The organism is Nocardia otitidiscaviarum, from assembly GCF_007362295.1.
GTDB lineage: Bacteria > Actinomycetota > Actinomycetes > Mycobacteriales > Mycobacteriaceae > Nocardia > Nocardia otitidiscaviarum.
The window spans coordinates 1,679,612-1,699,989 of sequence record NZ_CP041695.1 but is presented as its reverse complement, the minus strand read 5'-3'; the positions used below and the strand labels follow the sequence as shown (position 1 = coordinate 1,699,989).

Annotated in this window: 17 protein-coding genes; 11 read left to right on the top strand and 6 right to left on the bottom strand. The window is 69.0% G+C overall.

The window, feature by feature from the left end; all coding sequences use genetic code 11:
• Positions 1–87: 87 nt before the first annotated feature.
• From FOH10_RS07185 to FOH10_RS07165, 5 genes are all read left to right on the top strand, one after another.
• A complete protein-coding gene (locus FOH10_RS07185) occupies positions 88–831 on the top strand; it encodes a DUF4191 domain-containing protein (RefSeq protein ID WP_029932553.1) in 744 nt (247 codons plus the stop codon).
• 160 nt (positions 832–991) lie between these two features.
• On the top strand, positions 992–1,522 hold the full coding sequence (locus FOH10_RS07180) for an anthrone oxygenase family protein (protein WP_143980127.1): 531 nt from the start codon (positions 992–994) through the stop codon (positions 1,520–1,522).
• Positions 1,523–1,562: 40 nt separating this feature from the next.
• On the top strand, positions 1,563–2,015 hold the full coding sequence (locus FOH10_RS07175) for a hypothetical protein (protein ID WP_143980126.1): 453 nt from the start codon (positions 1,563–1,565) through the stop codon (positions 2,013–2,015).
• A gap of 132 nt (positions 2,016–2,147) precedes the next feature.
• Positions 2,148–3,323 carry a sensor histidine kinase gene (locus FOH10_RS07170; protein ID WP_186000748.1) on the top strand — a complete coding sequence of 392 codons (1,176 nt, stop codon included), beginning with the start codon at positions 2,148–2,150 and terminating at the stop codon, positions 3,321–3,323.
• Positions 3,320–4,006, top strand: a complete 687-nt coding sequence (locus FOH10_RS07165) for a response regulator (RefSeq protein WP_143980124.1) — start codon at positions 3,320–3,322, stop codon at positions 4,004–4,006. Before FOH10_RS07170 ends, FOH10_RS07165 begins: the two co-directional genes overlap by 4 nt.
• Positions 4,007–4,163: 157 nt before the next feature.
• Here the strand turns inward: FOH10_RS07165 and FOH10_RS07160 are convergent, their stop codons facing one another.
• The 3 genes from FOH10_RS07160 to FOH10_RS07150 form a co-directional block, all read right to left on the bottom strand.
• On the bottom strand, positions 4,164–5,057 hold the full coding sequence (locus FOH10_RS07160; RefSeq protein WP_143980123.1) for an alpha/beta hydrolase: 894 nt from the start codon (positions 5,055–5,057) through the stop codon (positions 4,164–4,166).
• A 108-nt stretch (positions 5,058–5,165) separates the two neighbouring features.
• Complete coding sequence (locus FOH10_RS07155; RefSeq protein WP_143980122.1) at positions 5,166–7,373, bottom strand: MMPL family transporter; 2,208 nt, start codon at positions 7,371–7,373, stop codon at positions 5,166–5,168.
• Positions 7,374–7,531: 158 nt separating this feature from the next.
• Complete coding sequence (locus FOH10_RS07150) at positions 7,532–8,062, bottom strand: RDD family protein (protein ID WP_143980121.1); 531 nt, start codon at positions 8,060–8,062, stop codon at positions 7,532–7,534.
• 395 nt (positions 8,063–8,457) lie between these two features.
• On the opposite strand from FOH10_RS07150, the gene glnA reads away from it, so the two are divergent.
• Positions 8,458–9,894, top strand: a complete 1,437-nt coding sequence (gene glnA, locus FOH10_RS07145) for a type I glutamate--ammonia ligase (RefSeq protein ID WP_039811864.1) — start codon at positions 8,458–8,460, stop codon at positions 9,892–9,894.
• Between the two features lie 63 nt (positions 9,895–9,957).
• On the opposite strand, the gene FOH10_RS07140 is transcribed toward glnA, so the two are convergent.
• Both FOH10_RS07140 and FOH10_RS07135 read right to left on the bottom strand, forming a co-directional pair.
• Positions 9,958–10,635, bottom strand: coding sequence for a response regulator (locus FOH10_RS07140; RefSeq protein WP_143980120.1), 678 nt, complete (start codon positions 10,633–10,635; stop codon positions 9,958–9,960).
• Positions 10,632–11,840, bottom strand: a complete 1,209-nt coding sequence (locus tag FOH10_RS07135) for a sensor histidine kinase (RefSeq protein ID WP_143980119.1) — start codon at positions 11,838–11,840, stop codon at positions 10,632–10,634. Before FOH10_RS07135 ends, FOH10_RS07140 begins: the two co-directional genes overlap by 4 nt.
• A gap of 292 nt (positions 11,841–12,132) precedes the next feature.
• Here FOH10_RS07135 and FOH10_RS07130 point away from each other — a divergent pair, with 292 nt between their 5' ends.
• Positions 12,133–14,268 carry an MMPL family transporter gene (locus FOH10_RS07130; RefSeq protein ID WP_143980118.1) on the top strand — a complete coding sequence of 712 codons (2,136 nt, stop codon included), beginning with the start codon at positions 12,133–12,135 and terminating at the stop codon, positions 14,266–14,268.
• A 349-nt stretch (positions 14,269–14,617) separates the two neighbouring features.
• Positions 14,618–15,484: a tyrosine-protein phosphatase gene (locus FOH10_RS07125; RefSeq protein WP_039811859.1), complete on the top strand. Its 867-nt coding sequence runs from the start codon at positions 14,618–14,620 to the stop codon at positions 15,482–15,484.
• 43 nt (positions 15,485–15,527) lie between these two features.
• Here FOH10_RS07125 and FOH10_RS07120 read toward each other — a convergent pair whose 3' ends face one another.
• Positions 15,528–15,920 (bottom strand): TY-Chap domain-containing protein, encoded by a 393-nt coding sequence (locus FOH10_RS07120; RefSeq protein WP_051037048.1) that lies wholly within the window; start codon positions 15,918–15,920, stop codon positions 15,528–15,530.
• Between the two features lie 337 nt (positions 15,921–16,257).
• On the opposite strand from FOH10_RS07120, the gene FOH10_RS07115 reads away from it, so the two are divergent.
• The 3 genes from FOH10_RS07115 to FOH10_RS07105 all read left to right on the top strand — a co-directional run bounded on the left by FOH10_RS07115 (position 16,258) and on the right by FOH10_RS07105 (position 20,297).
• The gene (locus tag FOH10_RS07115) at positions 16,258–17,169 is read left to right on the top strand and encodes an oxygenase MpaB family protein (protein ID WP_143980117.1); all 912 of its coding nucleotides are present in this window, start codon (positions 16,258–16,260) and stop codon (positions 17,167–17,169) included.
• A 114-nt stretch (positions 17,170–17,283) separates the two neighbouring features.
• Positions 17,284–18,921 carry a CocE/NonD family hydrolase gene (locus FOH10_RS07110; protein WP_244961739.1) on the top strand — a complete coding sequence of 546 codons (1,638 nt, stop codon included), beginning with the start codon at positions 17,284–17,286 and terminating at the stop codon, positions 18,919–18,921.
• Positions 18,918–20,297 (top strand): M20/M25/M40 family metallo-hydrolase, encoded by a 1,380-nt coding sequence (locus FOH10_RS07105; RefSeq protein WP_143980115.1) that lies wholly within the window; start codon positions 18,918–18,920, stop codon positions 20,295–20,297. Before FOH10_RS07110 ends, FOH10_RS07105 begins: the two co-directional genes overlap by 4 nt.
• The last annotated feature ends 81 nt before the right edge of the window (positions 20,298–20,378 follow it).

Here is a 20,378-nt window from a genome sequence, read left to right as displayed (position 1 = left end):
CCACAGCGGGGGCGCGGCGGTGACGCCGCGCGAAACCTCGCGATCCCGGCGGGGATCGGCGGGTGCGCGGCCATTATCCTGAGTGACATGGCAGCAGGTAAGGGCGGCAAGCCGTCGAAGGAAGCGAAGGCCGCGGCGAAGGCGGCGCGCAAGCAGGCGTCGAAGGAGCGTCGTCAGCAGCTCTGGCAGGCGTTCCAGATGCAGCGCAAGGAAGACAAGCTGCTGCTGCCGCTGATGATCGGCGCGCTGGTCGGCGTGACGGCGCTGTTCCTGATCATCGGGCTGATCTTCGATCTGCAGTGGTTCCTGCTGCCGATCGGCGTGCTGCTCGGCGCGCTGGCCGCGTTCATCATCTTCGGCCGTCGCGTGCAGAAGAACGTCTACGCCAAGGCGGAGGGGCAGGCGGGTGCGGCCGCGTGGGTGCTGGACAACCTGCAGGGCAAATGGCGTGTCACTCCCGGTGTCGCCGCCACCACCCAGCTCGACGCCGTGCACCGCGTCATCGGCCTGCCCGGGGTGATCCTGGTGGCGGAGGGCTCGCCGGGCCGGGTGAAGTCGCTGCTCGCCCAGGAGAAGAAGAAGGTCGCCCGCCTGGTCGGCGACACCCCCATCTACGACATCGTCATCGGCAATGACGAGGGCCAGGTCGCGCTGAAGGACCTGCAGCGTTTCCTCACCAAACTCCCCCGCAATATCGACGCCAAGCGCATGGAACTCATCGAGGGCCGCCTGTCCGCGCTCGCCACCCGAGGCGGCCCGGCGCTGCCCAAGGGCCCCATGCCCACCGGCGCGAAGATGAAGGGTATGCAGCGCACCATCCGCCGCCGCTGACTCCCGCCCGCGTCTGCTTCCCGTGCCCCGCCGCATACCGCGGCGGGGCACGGTTGTCCTAGGCCAGCAGTAGCCGACCGGCCGTGTACGTCGAATGACGTACTCCGATGGGGCGTGCGGGCCGATGTAACGGCCCCTGGACTTCCCTACCGTCGCCCACATGCGAAAACAGTGGATCGGATTGGCCGTTCCGACGGCGTACGTGTGGATCGCGATGGTGGCGTTCGGGGGGATCGCGGTGGAGACGATCATCATCTACCCGAATGTCTTCCACGATGTGCCCGCATCGCTGGCCGAGGCGTCGGACTTCTTCGAGGTGACCGGACCCGCGGACTTCTTCCCGCCGATGGGGGCGCTCACGGTGCTGGCCGCGGTGGCGTCCACCGTGCTGGCCTGGCGGGTTCCGGGGGCACGCTGGTGGCTGCTGGGCAGTCTGGGCTCGCTGGTGCTGGGTGAGTTCCTGTTCTCGGCGCTCTACTTCTGGCCGCGCAACGAGATCATGTTCGACGAGGGCGCGGCCGTGCATTCGACGGAGGTGCTGCGGCGGACCGCGACGGAGTTCGAGAACGGGCACTGGGTGCGGCTGGCCATGAGCGGGGTGACCGCGGTGCTGGCGTTCATCGGCTTCCTGCGGGTGTACCGGCAGACGACCGCTAGTGAGGTCCGCACGACTCGGGAGGTGGCGGCATGAGCGGACGGCGCGGGACGGTTCGTGCCCGAGGGGGCATCGGATGAGCACCGGGGAACGCATGAGGAACACGCTCGGCCTCTCCCCGCTCGCGGTGATCGTGCTGGCGGCGCTGGGCGTGCCCCGGGTGATCGCGCACGATCTGGGGCCGGTGCCCGCGGTGGTCAACGCGGTGCTGGTGTTCGTGCCGATCGCGGTGTGGATCGGCTATGTGCTGTGGCGGCGGGTGCCGAATCCCTTCCCGGCGCTGCTCGCGGTCGGCGCCTGTTACGGCCTGCTGCTGGCGCTCACGCACCAGCTGCTCTGGAACGCCGCCTTCGCCGACGATCCGCCGCGGCTGGGTGGCAATCTCGAAGGCAGGTTCTCGCCGGGCACCGAGGAGTTGGTGATGCGTGCCTTCGCCCTGGGCAGCAGTGTGCTCACCGGCGTGCTGCTCGGTGCGGCCACCGGTGCGGTGGCATGGTTGCTGGCGAGGATCACCGATCGCACTCGATAGGCGAAGGCGGCCGTGACACACGTGGGAAGCGGGGCTGGTGAGATGCATCCGAACGAGTCGCGAACCGGCAGGCGTCTTCCCGGCGCGGAATCGGAATCCCGCGTCGGGCAGGCGGAACCGAGGCGGTGGCCGATGCCCGCCGATGCCGGAACCCCGGCCGAGACGAACCGCGCCGAGCACCGTGCGCGGCTGGTCGACCTCGCTCTCGGCATGCTGACCCTGGTGGTGGTCGGCACCGCGATCACCGCCAATGTCGGCGGGTCGGCCGCCGGGGTCGCGCCGTCCGCCTATGCCTTCGGGGCGCTGTTCGGCGCGTTGATGCTGGTGCGCCGCCGCTGGCCGGTCGGCACGCTGCTGGTGTCGGGTGCGGCGCTGCTGGTCTACTACATGCTCGACTATCCGCCGATCGGGTTGGCGCTGCCGGTGGCGGCGGCTCTGTTCTCGGCGGCGGAGCGCGGGCGGCTGTGGTGGGCGGCGGGCACCGCGCTGGCCCTGCTGGCGATCTCCACCGCCGTGCGGGTGGTGCAGGGCGACAATCTGGGTTTCGTTCTCGGACTGGAACTTCCGTCCTCGGCCGGTTTGATGGCGGCGGTGATCGCGCTCGGCGACAGTATTCGCTCCCGGCGCGGCTGGCGTGCCGAACTTCAGCGGCGGGAGCGGACGGCGGCGGTGGAGCGCGAGCGCGAGGCCGCGCGCCGGGTCGAGCGGCAGCGGGTGCGCATCGCCCGCGACCTGCACGATCTGCTCGCGCACACGGTGTCGGTGATCGCCCTGCACACCGATGTGGCCCGCGAATCGCTGCGGGACGATCCGGACACCGCGGAGCGCTCCCTGACCGCCGCCCGCACCGCCTGCCGGGAGGCGAGCCGGGAGTTGCGCGCCACCGTCGACGCCCTGCGCGCCCCGGATGCCGCCGAACCGCCGACGCCGGGCCTCGACCGGCTCGACGAACTGATCACGGTCACAAGGGATTCCGGTCCGACGGTGACCTGCACCCGCTCGGGCGGTACCGCCCCGCTGCCCGCCATTGTCGAGACCACCGCCTACCGCGTGATCCAGGAATCGCTGAGCAATGTGCTGCGCCACGCGGACGCCCGCACCGTCGACATCGAATTACGCCGCGAGGCCGCCGAATTGGTGGTGCGCATCGCCGACGACGGCCGCGGATCCCGAGGCGACACGGCCGGGTGGGGGATCATCGGCATGCGCGAACGCGTGGCGCTGCTCGGCGGCGATCTGCGCGCGGAGAATCGACGGCAGGGAGGGTTCATGGTGGAGGCGCGCATACCGGCGCGGAGCGCGGCATGATCCGGGTGGCGCTGGTGGACGACCAGCATCTGGTGCGGGAGGGGCTGCGGGCGCTGCTGGAGCGCGCCGACGATATCGAGGTGGTGGGCGAGGCAGCCACCGGCGCGACCGGGGTGGAACTGGTCGCCGCCACTCGGCCCGACGTGGTGCTCATGGATATCCGCATGCCGGGCGGCGACGGCCTGGCGGCGACGAAACACATTGTCGCGCAACCGGAACTGCGCGACGTCCGGGTGGTGGTGCTCACCACCTTCGACACCGACGACAATCTGCTGGAGGCCATGCGCGCCGGGGCCGCCGGATTCCTGCTCAAGGACACCGACCCGGACGGGCTGCGGGAGGCGGTGCGGATCGTGGCGCGCGGCGACGCCCTGCTCTCCCCCGCCGTCACCCGCCGCGTGATGCTGGCGGCCGCGGCCGGACCGCACCCGCGTGCCGCCGAACTCCTGGACCGGCTCACCGCCCGGGAACGCGAGGTGCTGGCCGAAGTCGGTGCGGGACGGTCGAATTCCGAGATCGCGGCGACGCTGCACATGAGTCCCGCCACCGCGCGGACCCATGTCGGGCGACTGCTGACCAAACTCGACGCCCGCGACCGAGCCCAGCTGGTCGCGCTCGCCTACGAGACGGGGCTGATCACCCCGGGCTCGCGGCCGGAACGGGACTCGCTGCCGGAGCGATGATCACGCCGGATTCGCGGCCCGATCGGTGATCACGCCGGTCGTCGCTGCGACCCTGCTGCGATACCGGCAGGTCCACACGACACCTCGCACCGCACGGGCGCGCCCCCGACGTTCCACCCACCTGGCACACCCCGGCATCCCTTGGCAACACGAGGGTTCAGCCGATATGCCTGCCCAGGAAAGCCACCACATCCGGCATCACCGTGCGCCAGTACGCGTCGGTATGCGCACCCGGTGTGATGGACGCGATCTCCAGCGGCGCACGGGCGATGAACTCACGGCAGCCGTGCACGAACTTGTCGCGGTCCCCACACCAGAGCGCCATCGGAGCGGGTCCGAGTTTACCGATATTGCGCAGCGGATCCAGTGCGGCCCACTGGCTTTCACTGGCGAAGGCATTGCGCCTGCTCATATCCGCCCAGGAGGTCAGCAATCCCGGCGAGATGGTGGCCACCGCCCGCGCCGGATCGCCGCGTTCGGTGCGACGGCGGGCGTAGAGCATGGCGCCGAAGCCGCCCATGGACACACCGGTGCAGGCGAAGGGCGTTTCGTCGTGGCCGCGGGCGGCGAGCCAGTGCGGCACCTCGTCGAGCAGCATGGACATCGGGTCGTCGCCGGGATGATTCTCGTGCCAGTAGTTGTCCCCGCCGTCGACGGCGAGGAATCCGAAGGGCGGCACCTGCCGCGTCGTGACGGCGGCGGCCAATGCGTGGCCGATCCCGCCGACCCCGGCGGCGGTGTGCGCATTGCCCTTCAGGCCGTGCAGCAGAATCGAGATGGGCAGGTCGCGTACCCGCACGCCGGGCGGCAGGATGGTGACCACGTCCACCTCGCGCCCGCGTGCCGCCGAGTAGACGCGCTCGCGCCGGATCACCGGCCCCGATACGACGGGCGTGATCTCCTCGTAGACGTTGCGCAGCAGGACGTGCCGGACACCGGGTGGGCCGTTCAGGGTGTTCGCGGCGAAGGCGGCCACGCCGAGCAGACCGGTGGAGGCGAACAGCGACCGGCGGCTGAGTCCACGCGCCGCGGCCCGGTAGCCCTCGCTCATGCAACCTCCGAAGTCGTCACGACTGGACGTCCGCACAGTACCGGCCGAATATGAGAGCCGGTGAATAGCCAGCTACGTTGGAATGAACATGTCCGAGGTACGCACCTTTTACATTGTGCTGGACTTGACCAAGTCGACGCGGGAGCCACGCCGAGCCTGGTCGTCGTCGACAACCACCTCGCTCAGACCGATTCGCTGCTGAATCCGCTTCATCCAGGCAGGAGCCCACCAGCAGCGATCACCCAGCAAACGCATGACGGCGGGGACCAGCAGCATGCGCAGCACGGTGGCGTCGATGAACAGCGCCGCGATCATGCCGTAGGCGATGTACTGCATGAGCACCAGGTCGGAGAAGGCGAACGCACCCGTCACCACCAGCAGGATCAGCGCCGCCGCGGTGATGATGCGCCCGGATTGCACGGTGCCGATCCGGATCGCCTCCTCGGTGGTCGCGCCCGCGCCGCGCGCCTCGACCATGCGCGACAGCAAGAAGACCTCGTAGTCGATGGACAGGCCGTAGATGATGGCGATGATCAGCACCAGCATGTTCGCCTGACCGGGCTGCGGGGTGAAGTTCAGCAGTCCGGCCCCATGTCCGTCGATGAATATCCACGTCAGAATGCCCAAGGTGGAGCCGAGGCCGAGGCCGCTCATGAGCGCGGCCTTGATCGGCAGCACCAGCGAACCGAAGGTCAGGAACAGCAGCAGCGTGGTCACCAGCAGGACGAGGCCGATCATCCACGGAATCCGGACCAGCAGGGCGTCGATGGTGTCCTTCTGCAAAGCGGGTACCCCGCCGACCAGGACCGTCATCCCGTCGGGCAGGTCCAGTGACCGCAGATATTCGATGGTGGCCCCGGCGTCGTTGATATCCACCACCGCGGCCTTGGCCCGGTAGATGTCGGGCTGCGCGGGTGAGCGCGCGGGAATGTCGAACTGCCCCACCAGTCCCGGTGCCTGATTGGCCTGATTCCACACCGGTCCCACCGCCTGGGAGTTGTCGGCGATGAAGACCAACTCGATGGGATCGGATTTGCGCAGCGGGAAGTAGTGGTCGATCTCCTCCTGCGCCATGCGGGTCGGATTGTCCGGCGGCAGGTACTTCTCGCTGAAGCCGCCGAAGACGAGATTGTGCATGGGCACGATGAGCAGGACCAGCGCGAGCAGAATGGGGACGGCGACCTTGCCCGGATGCCGCATCACCCACGCGGTGGTGCGTGCGAGCAGACCGTTGTCGAGCTCCTCCGCCGATTTGGTGCGACGGAATCGCTTCAGCCCCAACAGGTCCACCCGCGGCCCGAGGACCGCGAGCACGGCCGGGAGGATGGTGATGGCGGTGACGGCGGCCAGGGTCACCGTCGCGATCGCACCGTAGGCGATGGATTTCAGAAACGCCTGCGGAAACAGCAGCAGCCCACCGAGACTCGCCACGATCATGGTGGCCGAGAAGACGACCGTGCGGCCGGCGGTCAGCACCGAACGCCGCACCGCCGTGCGGGTGTCGTTGCCCGCGGCCAGCTCCTCTCGGAATCGGCTCACGATGAACAGGCCGTAGTCGATGGCGAGCCCGAGCCCGATCATCGAAACCACCGGGGAGACGAAGGAGTTCACCTCCGTGAAGTTGGCGACGAACCGCACGATGCCGAACGCGCCGAAAATGGTGAGCACCCCGGTGAGCAGCGGCAGCGCGGCGGCGACGACGCCACCGAAGATGAAGAACAACAGCAGGCCCACGAAAGGTATGGCCAACAGTTCCATGCGGTGCAGATCGTCGGCGACGGTGTCGCTGAGCGCGCCCGCGATCGGTTGCAGTCCGCCCACCCGCACCTCGACCCCGGGAATCTCGAAGACATCCTTGACCGCTCGATAGTTGCGCTGGATATCGGTGTCGTTCTCCCCGCGCAGTGCGATGGCCGCGACGGCGCGGCGCTTGTCCTTGGTGGCCGTGGCGGCGCTGATCGCACCGGTCTCGGTGCGCCAATAGGTGCCGACGACGCGGGATATCTGCTCGGGATGCTCGCGCGGCAGGCTGTCGAGATGGTCGACGACCGTCCGGCTGAAGTCCGGGTCGTCGACCGTCCTACCCGGCGGCGCGGTGAACAGGACCACCACATCCACATCGTGGTTGCGTCCGAAGGCGGCGTCGGCCAGCCGCCCCGCCTCCGCGGATTCCGACGAGGGATCGAACATGCCCCCCGAACTCAGATGATCGTCGAGCCCGAGCCCGTAACCCCCCAACGCCAACAGCCCCGCGACCGCCACCCCGATGACCGCGAACCGCAAGCGGCAGACCACATTTCCCCACCAAGCGAACAAGAGGCTGCATCCTTCCGCGCGGTTCCCGCCGCCACCAAAGGTACATACCCCCTTTTCTCAACCAATGCCCCCGCGCTATCGCGCCAGGTAGATGGCGAGGGGGAACTGGTGGCGGGGCCTACTCGCGCGATGCCGCCACCAGTTCCCCCTCGAGCGAGCTAGCGGGCGCGGACGAGGGCGGTGCCGGTGGCGCGGTCGTGCATGCCGCGGCCGTCGCCGTCGGTGAAGAGGGCGGGGACCACGAAGACGAGCAGGATCTGGCGGACCAGGGCGCGGACGAAGCCGACGGGGGCGTCGGCGTCGATGCGCAGCACCCGCTCCTTCAGGAAGAACTGGCCGGGGGTGTAGCCGAAGAGGGTCACCGTGGCGACGCCGATGACGAACCACACCAGCAGCGTCGGAGTGGACAGCGAGCTGATGATGACGACCAGATCCGGCGGCGGCTGCTGTCCGGCCGGGATATCCATCTCGGCGATGAGCTGGTCCGGATTCGGGCGGAAGATGACCGCGGCCAGGCCGAGCGCCATGAACCAGTCCACCAGCAGGGCCGTGATGCGCCGCAGCATGGTGACCAGTGAGCCGACTCCTTCCTGCGGCAGTCCCAGATCCTTGCCCGGGTAGTCGCCGGGGGCGGAGCCGCCGGATTCGGCGTTCGGTCCGGACAGCCAGGAGCCGGTGATACGTGCCATGCACCCAGCTTAAGGGCCCGTGCGGCGGGGATTCGCGCGGCGTGTGGCGCGAGCGTGACCGCGAGGTAACCGAAAAAGTGCTGAACCGACCGGTCCGGCGGTGAGGATTCTCACGCGTGCCCGGGTCGACGTGGTAATCCCCCTATCTTTTCGGCGTCATGCGCGGCGATTGCCGCTGTTCGATGGCAGGATGTCGGTGCTGGTCGAGCGCAGCTCAGCGCCCTGCGCGGCCGTTTGCCGAACGCCGGGACACCGACGAACCCCCGGCCAGCTGTACGTGTAACACTGGCGAAACACAGCCTTGATTGTGGGGAAACACCGCATCCATACCGTCTGGTCGCGACGAACCCATGCAATCGTGAATTGGCTGGGAACCGATCCGTAAGGAGTACTAAGTGGCGTTCAGCACGGCCGATGAGGTCATCAAGTACATCAAGGAGGAGGAGGTCGAGTACGTCGACATCCGGTTCACCGACCTCCCGGGTGTGCAGCAGCACTTCTCGATCCCTGCGAAGGCGTTCACGGCCGACCTGGCCGAAGAAGGCCTCGCGTTCGACGGCTCGTCCGTCCGCGGCTTCCAGTCGATCGACGAGTCGGACATGCTCCTGCTCCCCGACTTCAGCACCGCTCGGATCGACCCGTTCCGTGCCGCGAAGACGCTGAACCTGAACTTCTTCGTGCACGACCCGTTCACCCGTGAGGCGTACTCCCGCGACCCGCGCAACATCGCGCGCAAGGCGGAGGAGTACCTGCGGTCGACCGGTATCGCCGACACCGCGTACTTCGGTCCCGAGGCGGAGTTCTACATCTTCGACTCGATCCGCTACGACTCGGCCATGAACGGCGCCTTCTACGAGATCGAGTCGATCTCCGGTTCCTGGAACACCGGCGCGGAGTTCAACCCGGACGGCACCCTGAACCGCGGTTACAAGGTTCGCAACAAGGGCGGCTACTTCCCGGTCGCGCCGTACGACCACTACGTCGACCTGCGCGACAAGATGTCGACCGCCCTGCAGCAGGCCGGTTTCGAGCTGGAGCGCGGACACCACGAGGTCGGCACCGCGGGCCAGGCGGAGATCAACTACCGCTTCAACACCCTGCTCGGCGCGGCCGATGACCTGATGCTGTTCAAGTACATCATCAAGAACACCGCGTGGCAGGAGAACAAGACCGTCACCTTCATGCCGAAGCCCCTCTTCGGCGACAACGGCTCGGGCATGCACGTGCACCAGTCGCTGTGGAAGGACGGCAAGCCGCTGTTCCACGACGAGGCCGGTTACGGTGGCCTGTCGGATCTGGCGCGCTGGTACATCGGCGGCATCCTGCACCACGCCCCGTCGCTGCTGGCGTTCACCAACCCGACCATCAACTCCTACCACCGTCTGGTGCCGGGCTACGAGGCCCCCATCAACCTGGTGTACTCGCAGCGCAACCGCTCCGCCGCGGTCCGCATCCCGGTCACGGGCAACAACCCGAAGGCCAAGCGCATCGAGTTCCGCGCCCCCGACTCCTCGGGCAACCCGTACCTGGCCTTCTCCGCCATGCTGATGGCCGGCCTGGACGGCATCAAGAAGAAGATCGAGCCGATGGCCCCGGTCGACAAGGACCTCTACGAGCTCCCGCCGGAGGAGGCCAAGAACATCCCCCAGGCCCCCACCAGCCTGGCCTCGGTCATCGACCGCCTCGAAGCCGACCACGACTACCTCACCGAGGGTGGCGTCTTCACCGAGGACCTGATCGAAACCTGGATCACCCTCAAGCGCGAGAACGAGATCGCCCCGGTCAACCTGCGCCCGCACCCGTACGAGTTCGAGCTGTACTACGACGTGTAAGTCGTTGTAGCGCAACTGATCTCGGGAGCCCCATCCGCTTCGGCGGGTGGGGCTTCGGGCGTTTCAGTGGCCGATGGGGTGGTCGCCGGCTTCCACCAGGCCGCTTTCGTAGGCGAAGACGACTATCTGGGTGCGGTCGCGTAGGCCCAGTTTGGTGAGGATGCTCGAGACGTGGGATTTGACGGTGGCGGGGCCGATGAAGAGTTGGGTCGCTATTTCGGGGTTGCTGGCGCCTCGGGCGATGGCGGTCATGACGTCGCGTTCGCGGTCGGTGAGGCGGGCCAGGCGGGCGGTGATGGTGGTGTCGGTGGTGAGGCGGCGGGCGAAGCGGCCGATCAGGCGGCGGGTGATGGAGGGGGCGAGGAGGGCGCCGCCGTCGGCTACGGTGCGGACGGCGGCGGCGAGTTGGTCGGCGGGCATGTCCTTGAGGACGAAGGCGCTGGCGCCGGCGCGGAGGGCGCGGTAGACGTAGTCGTCCGGGTCGAAGGTGGTGAGAATGAGGACGCGGACCTCCCAGTCGGCCTCGGCCAGCAGGCGGGAGGTGGCCTCCAGGCCGTCCATCTCGGGCATGCGGATATCCATGAGGACGATATCGGGGCGATGCCGGTGCGCGGCCTCGATGGCCGCCAAGCCGGTGCCCGCCTCACCCACCACCTCGATGTCGTCGTGCATCCGCAGCACCATGGTGAAGCCGCTGCGCACCAGGGCCTGATCGTCGACGACGAGGACGCGGATGGTCATGCGGGGTCCTTCGAAGTTGCCGAACGGTGGGTGTCGGCCCCGGTGGGGAGCCGGGCGGCCACCCGGAAACCGCCGCCGGGGCGGGGCTTCGCGTCGAGACTGCCCCCCAACAGTAGTGCGCGCTCGCGCATCCCGACGATGCCGTGCCCCGGGACGGCCGCGTCGGTACGGGCGGCGGCACCGCGGCCGTCGTCGAGCACTTCCAGCGTGATCTCGCCACCGGAGTTCGCAGCACGCAGGCGGATGTCGGCGTGGGTGCCGGGGCCGCTGTGCTTGAGCACATTGGTCAGCGCCTCCTGAACGATGCGGAAGGCCGACAGTTCCACACGTGCCGCCAGAGGAGTCCGGAACTCGTCGATATCCGCCGTGACGTCCAGGCCCGCCCGGCGGACCTGGTCGATCAGGCGCGGCAGATCGGCCAGACCGGGCTGCGGCCCCAGATCGTCGTTGTCCACGTCGGGCCGCAGCACACCCAGCAGATGCCGCAGTTCGTCCAGGGCTTCGCGGCCCGCCTCCTCCACCGCGGCCATGGCCTGGCGGGCGGCCTCGGGGTCGACGGCCGCCACCGCCTTGGCCGCGCCCGCCTGCACCGTCATCATGCTGACCCGGTGGGCGACCACATCGTGCAGCTCCCGGGCGATGCGGGTGCGCTCCTCGGTGAGCACGCGCAGATGCGCCGCGGCCCGCTCCCGGCGCGCCTGTTCGGCGCGCTGACCGCGCAACCGGATCCGGCGACCGATGTACCAGGCCAGTTCCATCACCACGACACCGGCGAAGATGTCGCCGAACGCGAAGCCGTCGAGGGCACCGTCGAGGATCACCAGCGCGATCGCACCCGCCGCACCGAGGTAGGACCAGCGGCCGTCGCGGGCGTAGCGGCCGACGGAGTACAGGGCGACGATGGCGATGCCGCCCAGGCCCGAATATCCGCTGCCGACCGTCACCGCCCAGGCGAGCAGGGCCGCCCCGAGCACCGGCAGCGGGTGGCGGCGACGCAGATACAGTGCCGCGCTCGCCACCGCGAACAGAACCAGGACGACGACCGGCACCGACGACATCGGCCGCAGCACGAGCGTGTCACCCGGCCCGTCGGCCACATGGACGGCCAGGACGAACAGCACGGCGGCGAGTACCGCGTCCGCGGTGCGCGGCCAGCGGCGAAACGGTCCGCGAAAGCCGCGGGTGGGGGCGCTGTCGCCGTCCATCACGACGCCGGTCGTCCGATGGGGTGGCGGAACCGGCCGGGTGCGTCCCGGTGCGAACTGTCGGTGGGCATCACGCAACGGTAGGTCAGCCGCCCGTAGCCGGTAACCCACCACGGGCTACCCGCGCCTCCGCCTGACGGGGGATCCTCCCCGCCTCGGCAACCCCTCTCGCGACGGAACGGAAACCTCCCGGCGGCGGGCGACCCGCACCGCCGCCGACCACGACGATGAAACCCGCTGGCCGACAAGGGAGTCGGGATCATGAACCATCATCGCCGAGGAGCACACCACCATGAACGCAATCACCCGCCGTATCGGTGACGCCAGCGCCAGGAGACCGTGGGCGGCGGTCGCCGCCTGGCTGGCCGCCGTCGCCCTCGTGCTGACCGCCGCGGGCACGCTCGGCGGTTCGTTCGTCGACGACTTCGTCGCCCCCGGCAGCCAGAGTGAACGGGCCATGGAACTGCTCGCGGAACGGTTCCCGGAGGCGGCGGGCGGCAGCGCGCTGGCGGTGTTCGCGGTGCCCGAGGGGCAGCGGCTCACCGAGCACCGGTCGCTCATCCAGGATGCGGTCGATCGCATGGACGAGGCGGAACACGTTGTGGCCGTGGCCGATCCGTTCACGGCGGGCACGGTGTCGGCGGACGGCCGGATCGGATACGCGCAGCTCACCTTCGACCTGCCCGCGACCGACCTCGCCCCGGAGTCACTGGCACCGCTGAACGCTGTCCTGGAGCGGGTGCGCGCATCCGGCGTCACCGCGGAACTGGGCGGTGACGCCGCGTTCATCAATGCCGAAACCCCCACCTCGGGAGCCGAGGCGGTCGGCGTGCTGGTGGCGCTGCTGGTCCTGGTCGTCGCCTTCGGCACGCTGGTGGCGGCGCTGGTGCCGATCGTGCTCGCCCTGGTGGCGGTGGCGGTCGGGCTGGGCGGGATCGCGGTGCTGGCCGCCGCCATGGACGTGTCCACCGCCGCACCGACCATCGGCGCGATGATCGGTTTGGGCGTCGGCATCGACTACTCGCTGTTCATCGTGGCGCGCTACCGGGAGAACCGGGCCGCGGGACAACCCGATGCGCACGCGCTGTCGAACGCCATGGGCGCGTCGGGGTCGGCCGTGCTGTTCGCCGGCGGCACCATCATGCTCGCCATGGTGGCGCTGGTGTTGACCGGCGTCGGCTTCCTGATCTCGGTCGGACTCGCCACCTCGCTGGTGGTGCTGGTCGCGGTGACCACCGCACTCACGCTGCTGCCCGCGCTGCTGACACTGCTCGGCGACCGCATCGACACCGGGCGAGTACTGCGACGCGCCCGGACCCGCGGCCTCGAGCAGTCGGCGTGGTGGCGGGTCGCGCATCGGGTGGCGGGGCGACCCTGGCCGTATCTCCTCATCGCCACGGCGGTGCTGGTCACCCTGGCCGCCCCGGCCCTGCACATGCGCACCGGATTCCCCGATGCCGGTGACGATGTCACCGCCACCAGCCACCGCCGCGCCTACGACCTGCTGGCCGAGGGTTTCGGCCCCGGCGTGAACGGGCCGCTGCTGCTGGTGGTCGATCAGCGCGACCGGGCCGCCGATATCGCGGGGCTGGCCGAGCGGGTCGCCGCCGATCCGGGCATCGTCTCGGTGGGTGGCGCACGCACCTCGTCCGACGGTGACACGGTGATCCTGCCCGCCGTGCCCACCACCGCGCCCGCGGACCCCGCCACCTCGGAAACCCTGGAGCGCCTGCGCGAGCTGGCCCCCGACAATGTGGCGGTCTCCGGGATGACCGCCATGACCGACGATCTCACCACCCGGCTGAACGAGGTCCTGCCGGTCTTCCTCGCCGCCATCCTGATCTCGTCGTTCCTCCTGCTGCTGATCGTCTTTCGTTCCGTGGCGATACCGCTGAAGGCGGCCGTGATGAATCTGCTGTCCATCGGCGGCGCGTACGGCATCGTGGTGGCGGTCTTCCAATGGGGTTGGGGCGCGGGTCTGCTCGGCCTGGACCGCACCTACCTGATCGCCTCCCCCATGCCGACCATGTTCTTCGCCATCCTGTTCGGCCTGTCGATGGACTACGAGGTGTTCCTGCTGTCCCGGATCCGCGAGGAGTACGACCGCACCCGCGACAACACCGAATCGGTGGCCCGGGGCATGGCGGGCACCGGCCGCGTCATCACCTCGGCCGCGCTCATCATGACCGCCGTCTTCGCCAGTTTCATCGCCAATCCGTCGCCGCTGGTCAAGATGATGGGGCTGGGTCTCGCGGCGGCCATCGTGCTGGACGCCACCGTCGTCCGCCTCGTCCTGGTCCCCGCCACCATGACACTGCTCGGCCGGGCGAACTGGTGGCTACCGGACTGGCTGGATCGCCTCCTCCCCCGCCTGCGCACGGAGGCCCGACCCACCCCGCGACCGGACGTGGCGGTACCGGCCGAGTAGCGCACGCCAGCCCACCCGCTCCGGCGGGTGGGCTGCCGGACGTTCGAACCGCCGGCTCAGGAGACGAGCTTCAAGCGCCCGCACATGATCCGCTAGCGGTCGATATTGCCCGGACGGCCGGGTACTGGTATCACTATTCCTAGTCCGCATATGACGGCTGGTAACTATTGAAATGTCAACGGAGAGACTCTTTTTCGCGCCGTTGTCCAGGCTCGATCCCGGTGGGCGGGGTAGGTGTCCCAGTCGGCGGAAATGTCCGGGCGAAGTCGATATCGGAATGGGCACCGGATCTACGTTCGCGGCCATGAAAAATAGTTTCACAGGGCGGCTTCGCCTTTCACTCATCGGTATGACCACGGCCGCGGCGGCCGTGCTGGGACTCGGGGCGACACTGGTGGCTCCCGCGGCCGTCGCGGAACCCGCGTTGGCGACGGCGACCAGGATCGAGTTGCAGGGGGCGGTGAATGTTCGGGACATCGGCGGATATTGGACCTATGACGGGTCGAAGACCAAGTCGGGGAAGGTGATTCGATCCGATGCGCTCGGCAAGCTGACCGATGCCGATGTGGCGAAATTGGGGACGCTGAATCTGAAGCAGGTGATCGATTTGCGGACCCCCGCCGAGGTGCAGGGGCTGGGGGCCGACCGGCTGCCGCCTGGAGTGCCGCTGGTGGCGCGGCCGATCGACGACACCGGCTTGTTCGTGAAGATGTTCGAGGCGATCAGTTCGCGGGATCCGGTGAAACAGGAGGAATTACTCGGCGGCGGCAAGGCCGAGCAGATCATGGGTGATGTGTACCGCAGCTTCTTCAGCGCGGATTCGCTGGCCAAGTTCGGGCAGACGGTCAAGGACCTCGCCGCGACCGACAAGGCGACGCTCGTGCACTGCACGGCGGGCAAGGACCGCACCGGCTGGCTGACCTACGTCACGCTGCGCGCCGTGGGCGTACCGGAATCGCTCGCCCGCAAGGACTACCTGCTGTCCAACCAGTACCGCGCCGCCTCCGACGCCGCCCTGCGGGAGCAACTGAAACAGGCTGGAGTGATGGAGAATCCGGACCTGCTGATCCCCCTGCAGGAGGTACGCGACGCGTACCTGGACATCGCGTTGCAGACCATGGAGCAGAAGTACGGGGACTTCGGGAAATTCCTGACCAACGGTCTCGGACTGGATCCGATGACCATCGTGAAACTGCGGAAGAACCTCGTCGACTGACGAATCCGTGACCACCGCCCTCCCGTGCGCCGCGCGGGAGGGCCTATCCGCCGCCGCGCCGCGCCATCGAACCGAGCACGCTCAGATCGAGATCCCCCGACGCCTCGGTCCAGCCGGTGGCCCGCAATTCCTCCGGTGAGCCGACCCCGAGCGCATCGTGCAGGCCGATGGCGACCGAGCGGGCCAAATCGACCAGCGCACTGTGCGGGATCGGCCAGAGTAGGCTGCGTCGCCAATTTTCGATCTCGCGCTGCAACACCGGCGCATTCCAGCCGAGATCGGACAACCGCTGCGCCGCGTCATCCGAAATCGGTTCCGTCAGGTAGTAATTGCCGGTCAGTTCGGCGGACAGTTTGATGTCGAACTGCTGGAATTGCACATAGCGATTTCCGGGCGCGGCGATGATGAGGGTTGCACGGGACGGCAATTCGGCCAAACAGCGGACCAGTGCTTGGACGAATCCGTCCCATTCCGTTGTCACAACCTGCTCGCTCTGCCCCCGTATGCCCATCGTGGCCGATCATACGCCGTCAGGTCGTCTGGGTCACCGCGCTCACGAGGAAATCCACACCACGGAACCGCCTCTCCCACACCGAAATGCGCGCAGCGGCGCAAATGTGTCAGCGGTGGAGCCATGGCCGGCGGACCACGCACGCGGATATCGCACCCGGATATGGTTGCCACCCGATCGAGATGATGAGAAGATTCAGTAGTAACTCTCTCAGGCTGTCAGGGTGGTGGCACCCAGCAGCCCGTGATCAAAGGAGATCACCATGACCGCCGCCGTGGCCCCCGTCGACTCCGCGACCTTGAGAGCACGCCCGCAGCGCCGCCCGTTCGGCCCCGGCACCCGCATGTGGGACGAGGTCGGCCTCATCACCTTCTCGTTCACCGCCGGGTCGGCCTTCCTGCTGCAAACCATGGAACCCACCATCTCCGCGGTGGTGGACGAACACTCCACCTTCCGCACCGACCCCATGGGCCGCGCCGTCCGCAGCATCGCCTCGGTGATGATGTGGGTCTACGGCGGCGACGAGGCCCTGGCCGAGGCCGACCGGCTGCGTGAACTGCACGCCGGACTGAACACCGAGAAGGAGGGCGTCCGCTACACCGCGCTGTCCTCCGGGCCCTGGGCCTGGGTGCTGCACACCGGCATCTTCGCCTTCACCGAAGGCAACCGGTATTTCTCCCGCACCCCGCTCACCGAGAACGACAAGGAACAGTACTACCAGGAAACCATGCAGCTCATGCGCAACTTCATGGTGGCGCCCAAGGAGATCCCGGCCTCCTACCGGGAGTGGGAGCCCTGGTTCGAGGACATGGTCGAGAACCACCTCGTCCCCACCCGGACCGCGCACGACTATCTGCGCGTCATCCGGTCCGTCGCGCCGCCCACCTGGCTGCCCGCACCCCTGCGCCCGGTGTGGCGGGCCGCCGTCGCGCCGGTGGGACGATTGCAGTACTTCTTCACCGTCGGCACCACCCCGGAGGTGGTGCGCCGCAAGCTCGACCTGGAATGGACCGAGAAGGACGAACGTGCCCTGCGGCGGCTGGGCTGGATTCTGGGCCGCACCGTTCCGCTGCTGCCCGAACGCGTCCGCTACTTCCCCATCGCCTACGAGGCGCGCCGCCTCGAACGCGACCGCGCCCGCCTGCGCAAGGTGATCGACTTCCGCCCGCTCTGATCTTCCGGCCCCCGCTCGCCGGGGGTCGTGTTACACCCCCGGTTCCTGGGGCTGGACGGACGCCCAGGCAGACTCGATAGTCCTATGGTGCGATCGGGATTCGTGAGGTGGCGGGTGGCGGCCGTGGTTGCGGCCACGCTCGGAATGGTGTTCGGAGTGGTGCTGCCCATGCGGGCGGCGGCGGAACCGGCGTATCAGCATCGGCAGGAGTTCATCACCGCGCCCGACGGCACCCGGCTGCACGCGGACATCCTGCGGCCGGTCGGCGTGGCCGACGACGTGCGGACGCCGGTGATCATGACGGTGAGTCCGTATCGGGCACATCTGGCGTATCTGAGCCAGCCGCGGCTCGGCGGGGGGGCCTCCACCAAGGACCTCAGCGTGGAGATGTTCCTCGCCGCCGGATACACCTACGTCATCGTGGACCTGCGCGGCTTCGGCGGCTCCAACGGCTGCCCGGACTTCGGCGGACCGAACGAACGCTCCGATGTGAAGACTGCGGTGGAGTGGGCGGCCGGGCAGCCGTGGTCCACCGGGCGGGTGGGCCTGACCGGCATCTCCTACGAGGCGTGGACCGGCATCATGGGCCTCGCCGCCCAGCCCGCCGGATTGGCGGCCGTCGCGGCCTTCGCACCGGTGGTGGACCCGTACTCCTACCTCTACATGCAGGGCATCGCCTGGAAGTTCTCCGGCAAGCCGGTAACCGAATCCGGGGTGCGGCCGGGCGATCTGGCAGGCCTGGAGCATGTGCTCATCGCGTCCACACCGGGCCACTGGGCGGATTCGGCGGAATACCGGGCGAATGCGTCGAACATCGACCCGGGCTGCTTCCAGCGGTATCTGAGCGAGACCGGCGATCACGATCCCGGCACCGCGTTCTGGCGCGAGCGCGACCTGGTGGAACAGGTGCGCGGCAACACCATTCCGTTGTTCCTGGGGCAGGGATTCGTCGACTACAACACCCGCGCGCACCGGGTGTTCGAACTGTGGGACGCACTCGGTCCGGGCGAGCACAAGGCGTGGTTCGGACAGTGGGGGCATCGCAACTGCTTCGAGAAATGCGGGACGCCGTTCTTCGGCGATGAGCTGCTGGCCTTCTTCGACCGGCATGTGGCGCAGCGGGACGTGACGGTGCCCGGACCACGCGTGACGGTGGGCCAATTCGACGGACGGTGGCGCGGCGAGCAGACCTGGCCGCCCGCCGACAGCCGCCCGGTGCGCGTGGCCGTGCGACCGGGCGCCTACACCGACCGCGGCCTGGTGCCGGGCGCCGACCGCGAGGTGTGGAGCTTCAGCCAGCCGCTCGCGCACGACCAGCACTTCTCCGGTGTCGCCACGGCCACCCTGCACCTGGACGGCCCCGCCGCGGCGACCGTGACCGTGGAGCTCTACGACGTCGCGCCCGACGGTCGGGCGACCGTCATCACCCGCGGCATCGCCCCGGTCGGCGCCACCGCGAATGTGCGCCTGCTGGCCCAGGATTGGCCGATCCCGGCCGGGCACCGCATCGGCATTCGCATCACCGATGTGATCGACGACGTGTGGGCGCATCCGCCGACCTTCGCCCGCGTCACGCTGACCGACGGGGAGGTGCGGCTGCCACTGCTGGAGACGGTGCGCACCCCGGATATCCCCGGCGGGCTGACCGAGGGCATTCCCAAGTGGCGCGCCGAGAAGACCATCCCGCTCCCGCCCGAACTGGTGAACAATGCAACGGTGACCGTCGACTTCCCGCCCCGAGCCACCCGATGACCGCGACCGCCGCCACCGGCCCCGCCGTCGACGCGGCCACCGCCGAACGCCTGGCCGAGGCCCTGCGCTGCGTCACCATCTCCCGTGAAGACCCCGCCGAGACCGACGACAGCCAATTCGTCCGGCTCGCGGCACATCTGGAGCGCAGCTTCCCGCTGGTGCACGAGCGGCTGGAGTTGGAGACCTTCGGCCACAGCCGGTTGTACACGTGGGCGGGGACCGAGGAGGACACGGCGGACTCCGCCGATCGCCCGTCCGCGGCGGCCATTCTGCTGGCGCATCTGGACGTGGTGCCCGTCGACGACGAGGCGGGGTGGACGCATCCGCCCTTCGCGGGCGTCGTGGACGACGAATTCATCTGGGGCCGTGGGGCCATCGACGACAAGAGCCGGGCCGTGGCGCTGCTGGAGGCGGTGGAGGCGGCATTGGCCGCGGGGGTGCGGCCGCGCCGGACGGTGTATCTGGCGCTCGGGCACGACGAGGAGGTGTTCGGCGACGGCGGGGCCGTGCGGATGGCGCGACGGCTGCGGGAACTCGGGGTGCGGGCGGACCTGCTGCTCGACGAGGGCGGAGTGATCACCCACGGTGTCGCCGACGGGGTGGACCGGCCGGTGGCCACCATCATGGTGGGCGAGAAGGGCTATGCGACGGTGCGGCTGTCGGTGTCGGCGGTGGGCGGGCACTCGTCCATGCCGGGACGGCGCACCGCGGTGGGCCGGTTGGCGCGTGCGGTGGCGCGGGTGCAGGAGCATCCGTTTCCGCTGCGCATGACCCCGGTGACGGCCGATATGCTGGCCCGTATCCGGATGTTCATGTCCGAACCGCGGCGCACCGCACTCGGCCTGAGCCGGGTGGCCGGTCCCGCCATCCTGCGGGTGCTGGCGCTGCGCCCGCAGACCGAGGCCATGGTGCGCACCACCACCGCGCCCACCGTCATCCACGGCGGCGTGAAGGCGAATGTGCTGCCGCAGCGCGCCGAGGCGCTGGTGAATTTCCGTATCCTGCCGGGTGATTCGGTGGATACGGTACTCGCGCACTGCCGTCGGGTGATCAAGGATCGCGAGGTGGCGGTCGAGCTGGTCGGCATGTCCTCCGAACCGTCCCCGGCCCGCTCCCCCGGGCCGTGGTTCGAGACCATCGCGGAGCTGGCGCGCGCGGTGGTGCCCGGGATCGCGGTGACCTCCGGGCTGGTGCCCGGCGCGACCGACTCCCGCCACTACGACGAACTCGCCGAGACCCGCTGCAATTTCGCGCCGATCGTGCTCACCGCCGCGGATCTGGAGCGGATTCACGGCACCGACGAGCGGCTCTCGCGCGAGAACTACGGCCGCCTGCTCGATTTCAACCGCCGACTCGTCGAACACCTGGCCCGCTGATCCGCCGCCGGTCGCGGCGCAGTGGGAGAATGGCCCGGCACCGAAGCCCGGATTGTCGCGTTATGCGACCGAGGAGGAGCG

Bases quoted from the DNA above. Each gene is read 5' to 3' on its own strand.
- FOH10_RS07185 (WP_029932553.1), top strand. From the start codon at position 88: ATGGCAGCAGGTAAGGGCGGCAAGCCGTCGAAGGAAGCGAAGGCCGCG.
- FOH10_RS07180 (WP_143980127.1), top strand. From the start codon at position 992: ATGCGAAAACAGTGGATCGGATTGGCCGTTCCGACGGCGTACGTGTGG.
- FOH10_RS07175 (WP_143980126.1), top strand. From the start codon at position 1,563: ATGAGCACCGGGGAACGCATGAGGAACACGCTCGGCCTCTCCCCGCTC.
- FOH10_RS07170 (WP_186000748.1), top strand. From the start codon at position 2,148: ATGCCCGCCGATGCCGGAACCCCGGCCGAGACGAACCGCGCCGAGCAC.
- FOH10_RS07165 (WP_143980124.1), top strand. From the start codon at position 3,320: ATGATCCGGGTGGCGCTGGTGGACGACCAGCATCTGGTGCGGGAGGGG.
- FOH10_RS07160 (WP_143980123.1), bottom strand. From the start codon at position 5,057: ATGAGCGAGGGCTACCGGGCCGCGGCGCGTGGACTCAGCCGCCGGTCG.
- FOH10_RS07150 (WP_143980121.1), bottom strand. From the start codon at position 8,062: ATGGCACGTATCACCGGCTCCTGGCTGTCCGGACCGAACGCCGAATCC.
- FOH10_RS07140 (WP_143980120.1), bottom strand. From the start codon at position 10,635: ATGACCATCCGCGTCCTCGTCGTCGACGATCAGGCCCTGGTGCGCAGC.
- FOH10_RS07135 (WP_143980119.1), bottom strand. From the start codon at position 11,840: ATGGACGGCGACAGCGCCCCCACCCGCGGCTTTCGCGGACCGTTTCGC.
- FOH10_RS07130 (WP_143980118.1), top strand. From the start codon at position 12,133: ATGAACGCAATCACCCGCCGTATCGGTGACGCCAGCGCCAGGAGACCG.
- FOH10_RS07125 (WP_039811859.1), top strand. From the start codon at position 14,618: ATGACCACGGCCGCGGCGGCCGTGCTGGGACTCGGGGCGACACTGGTG.
- FOH10_RS07115 (WP_143980117.1), top strand. From the start codon at position 16,258: ATGACCGCCGCCGTGGCCCCCGTCGACTCCGCGACCTTGAGAGCACGC.
- FOH10_RS07105 (WP_143980115.1), top strand. From the start codon at position 18,918: ATGACCGCGACCGCCGCCACCGGCCCCGCCGTCGACGCGGCCACCGCC.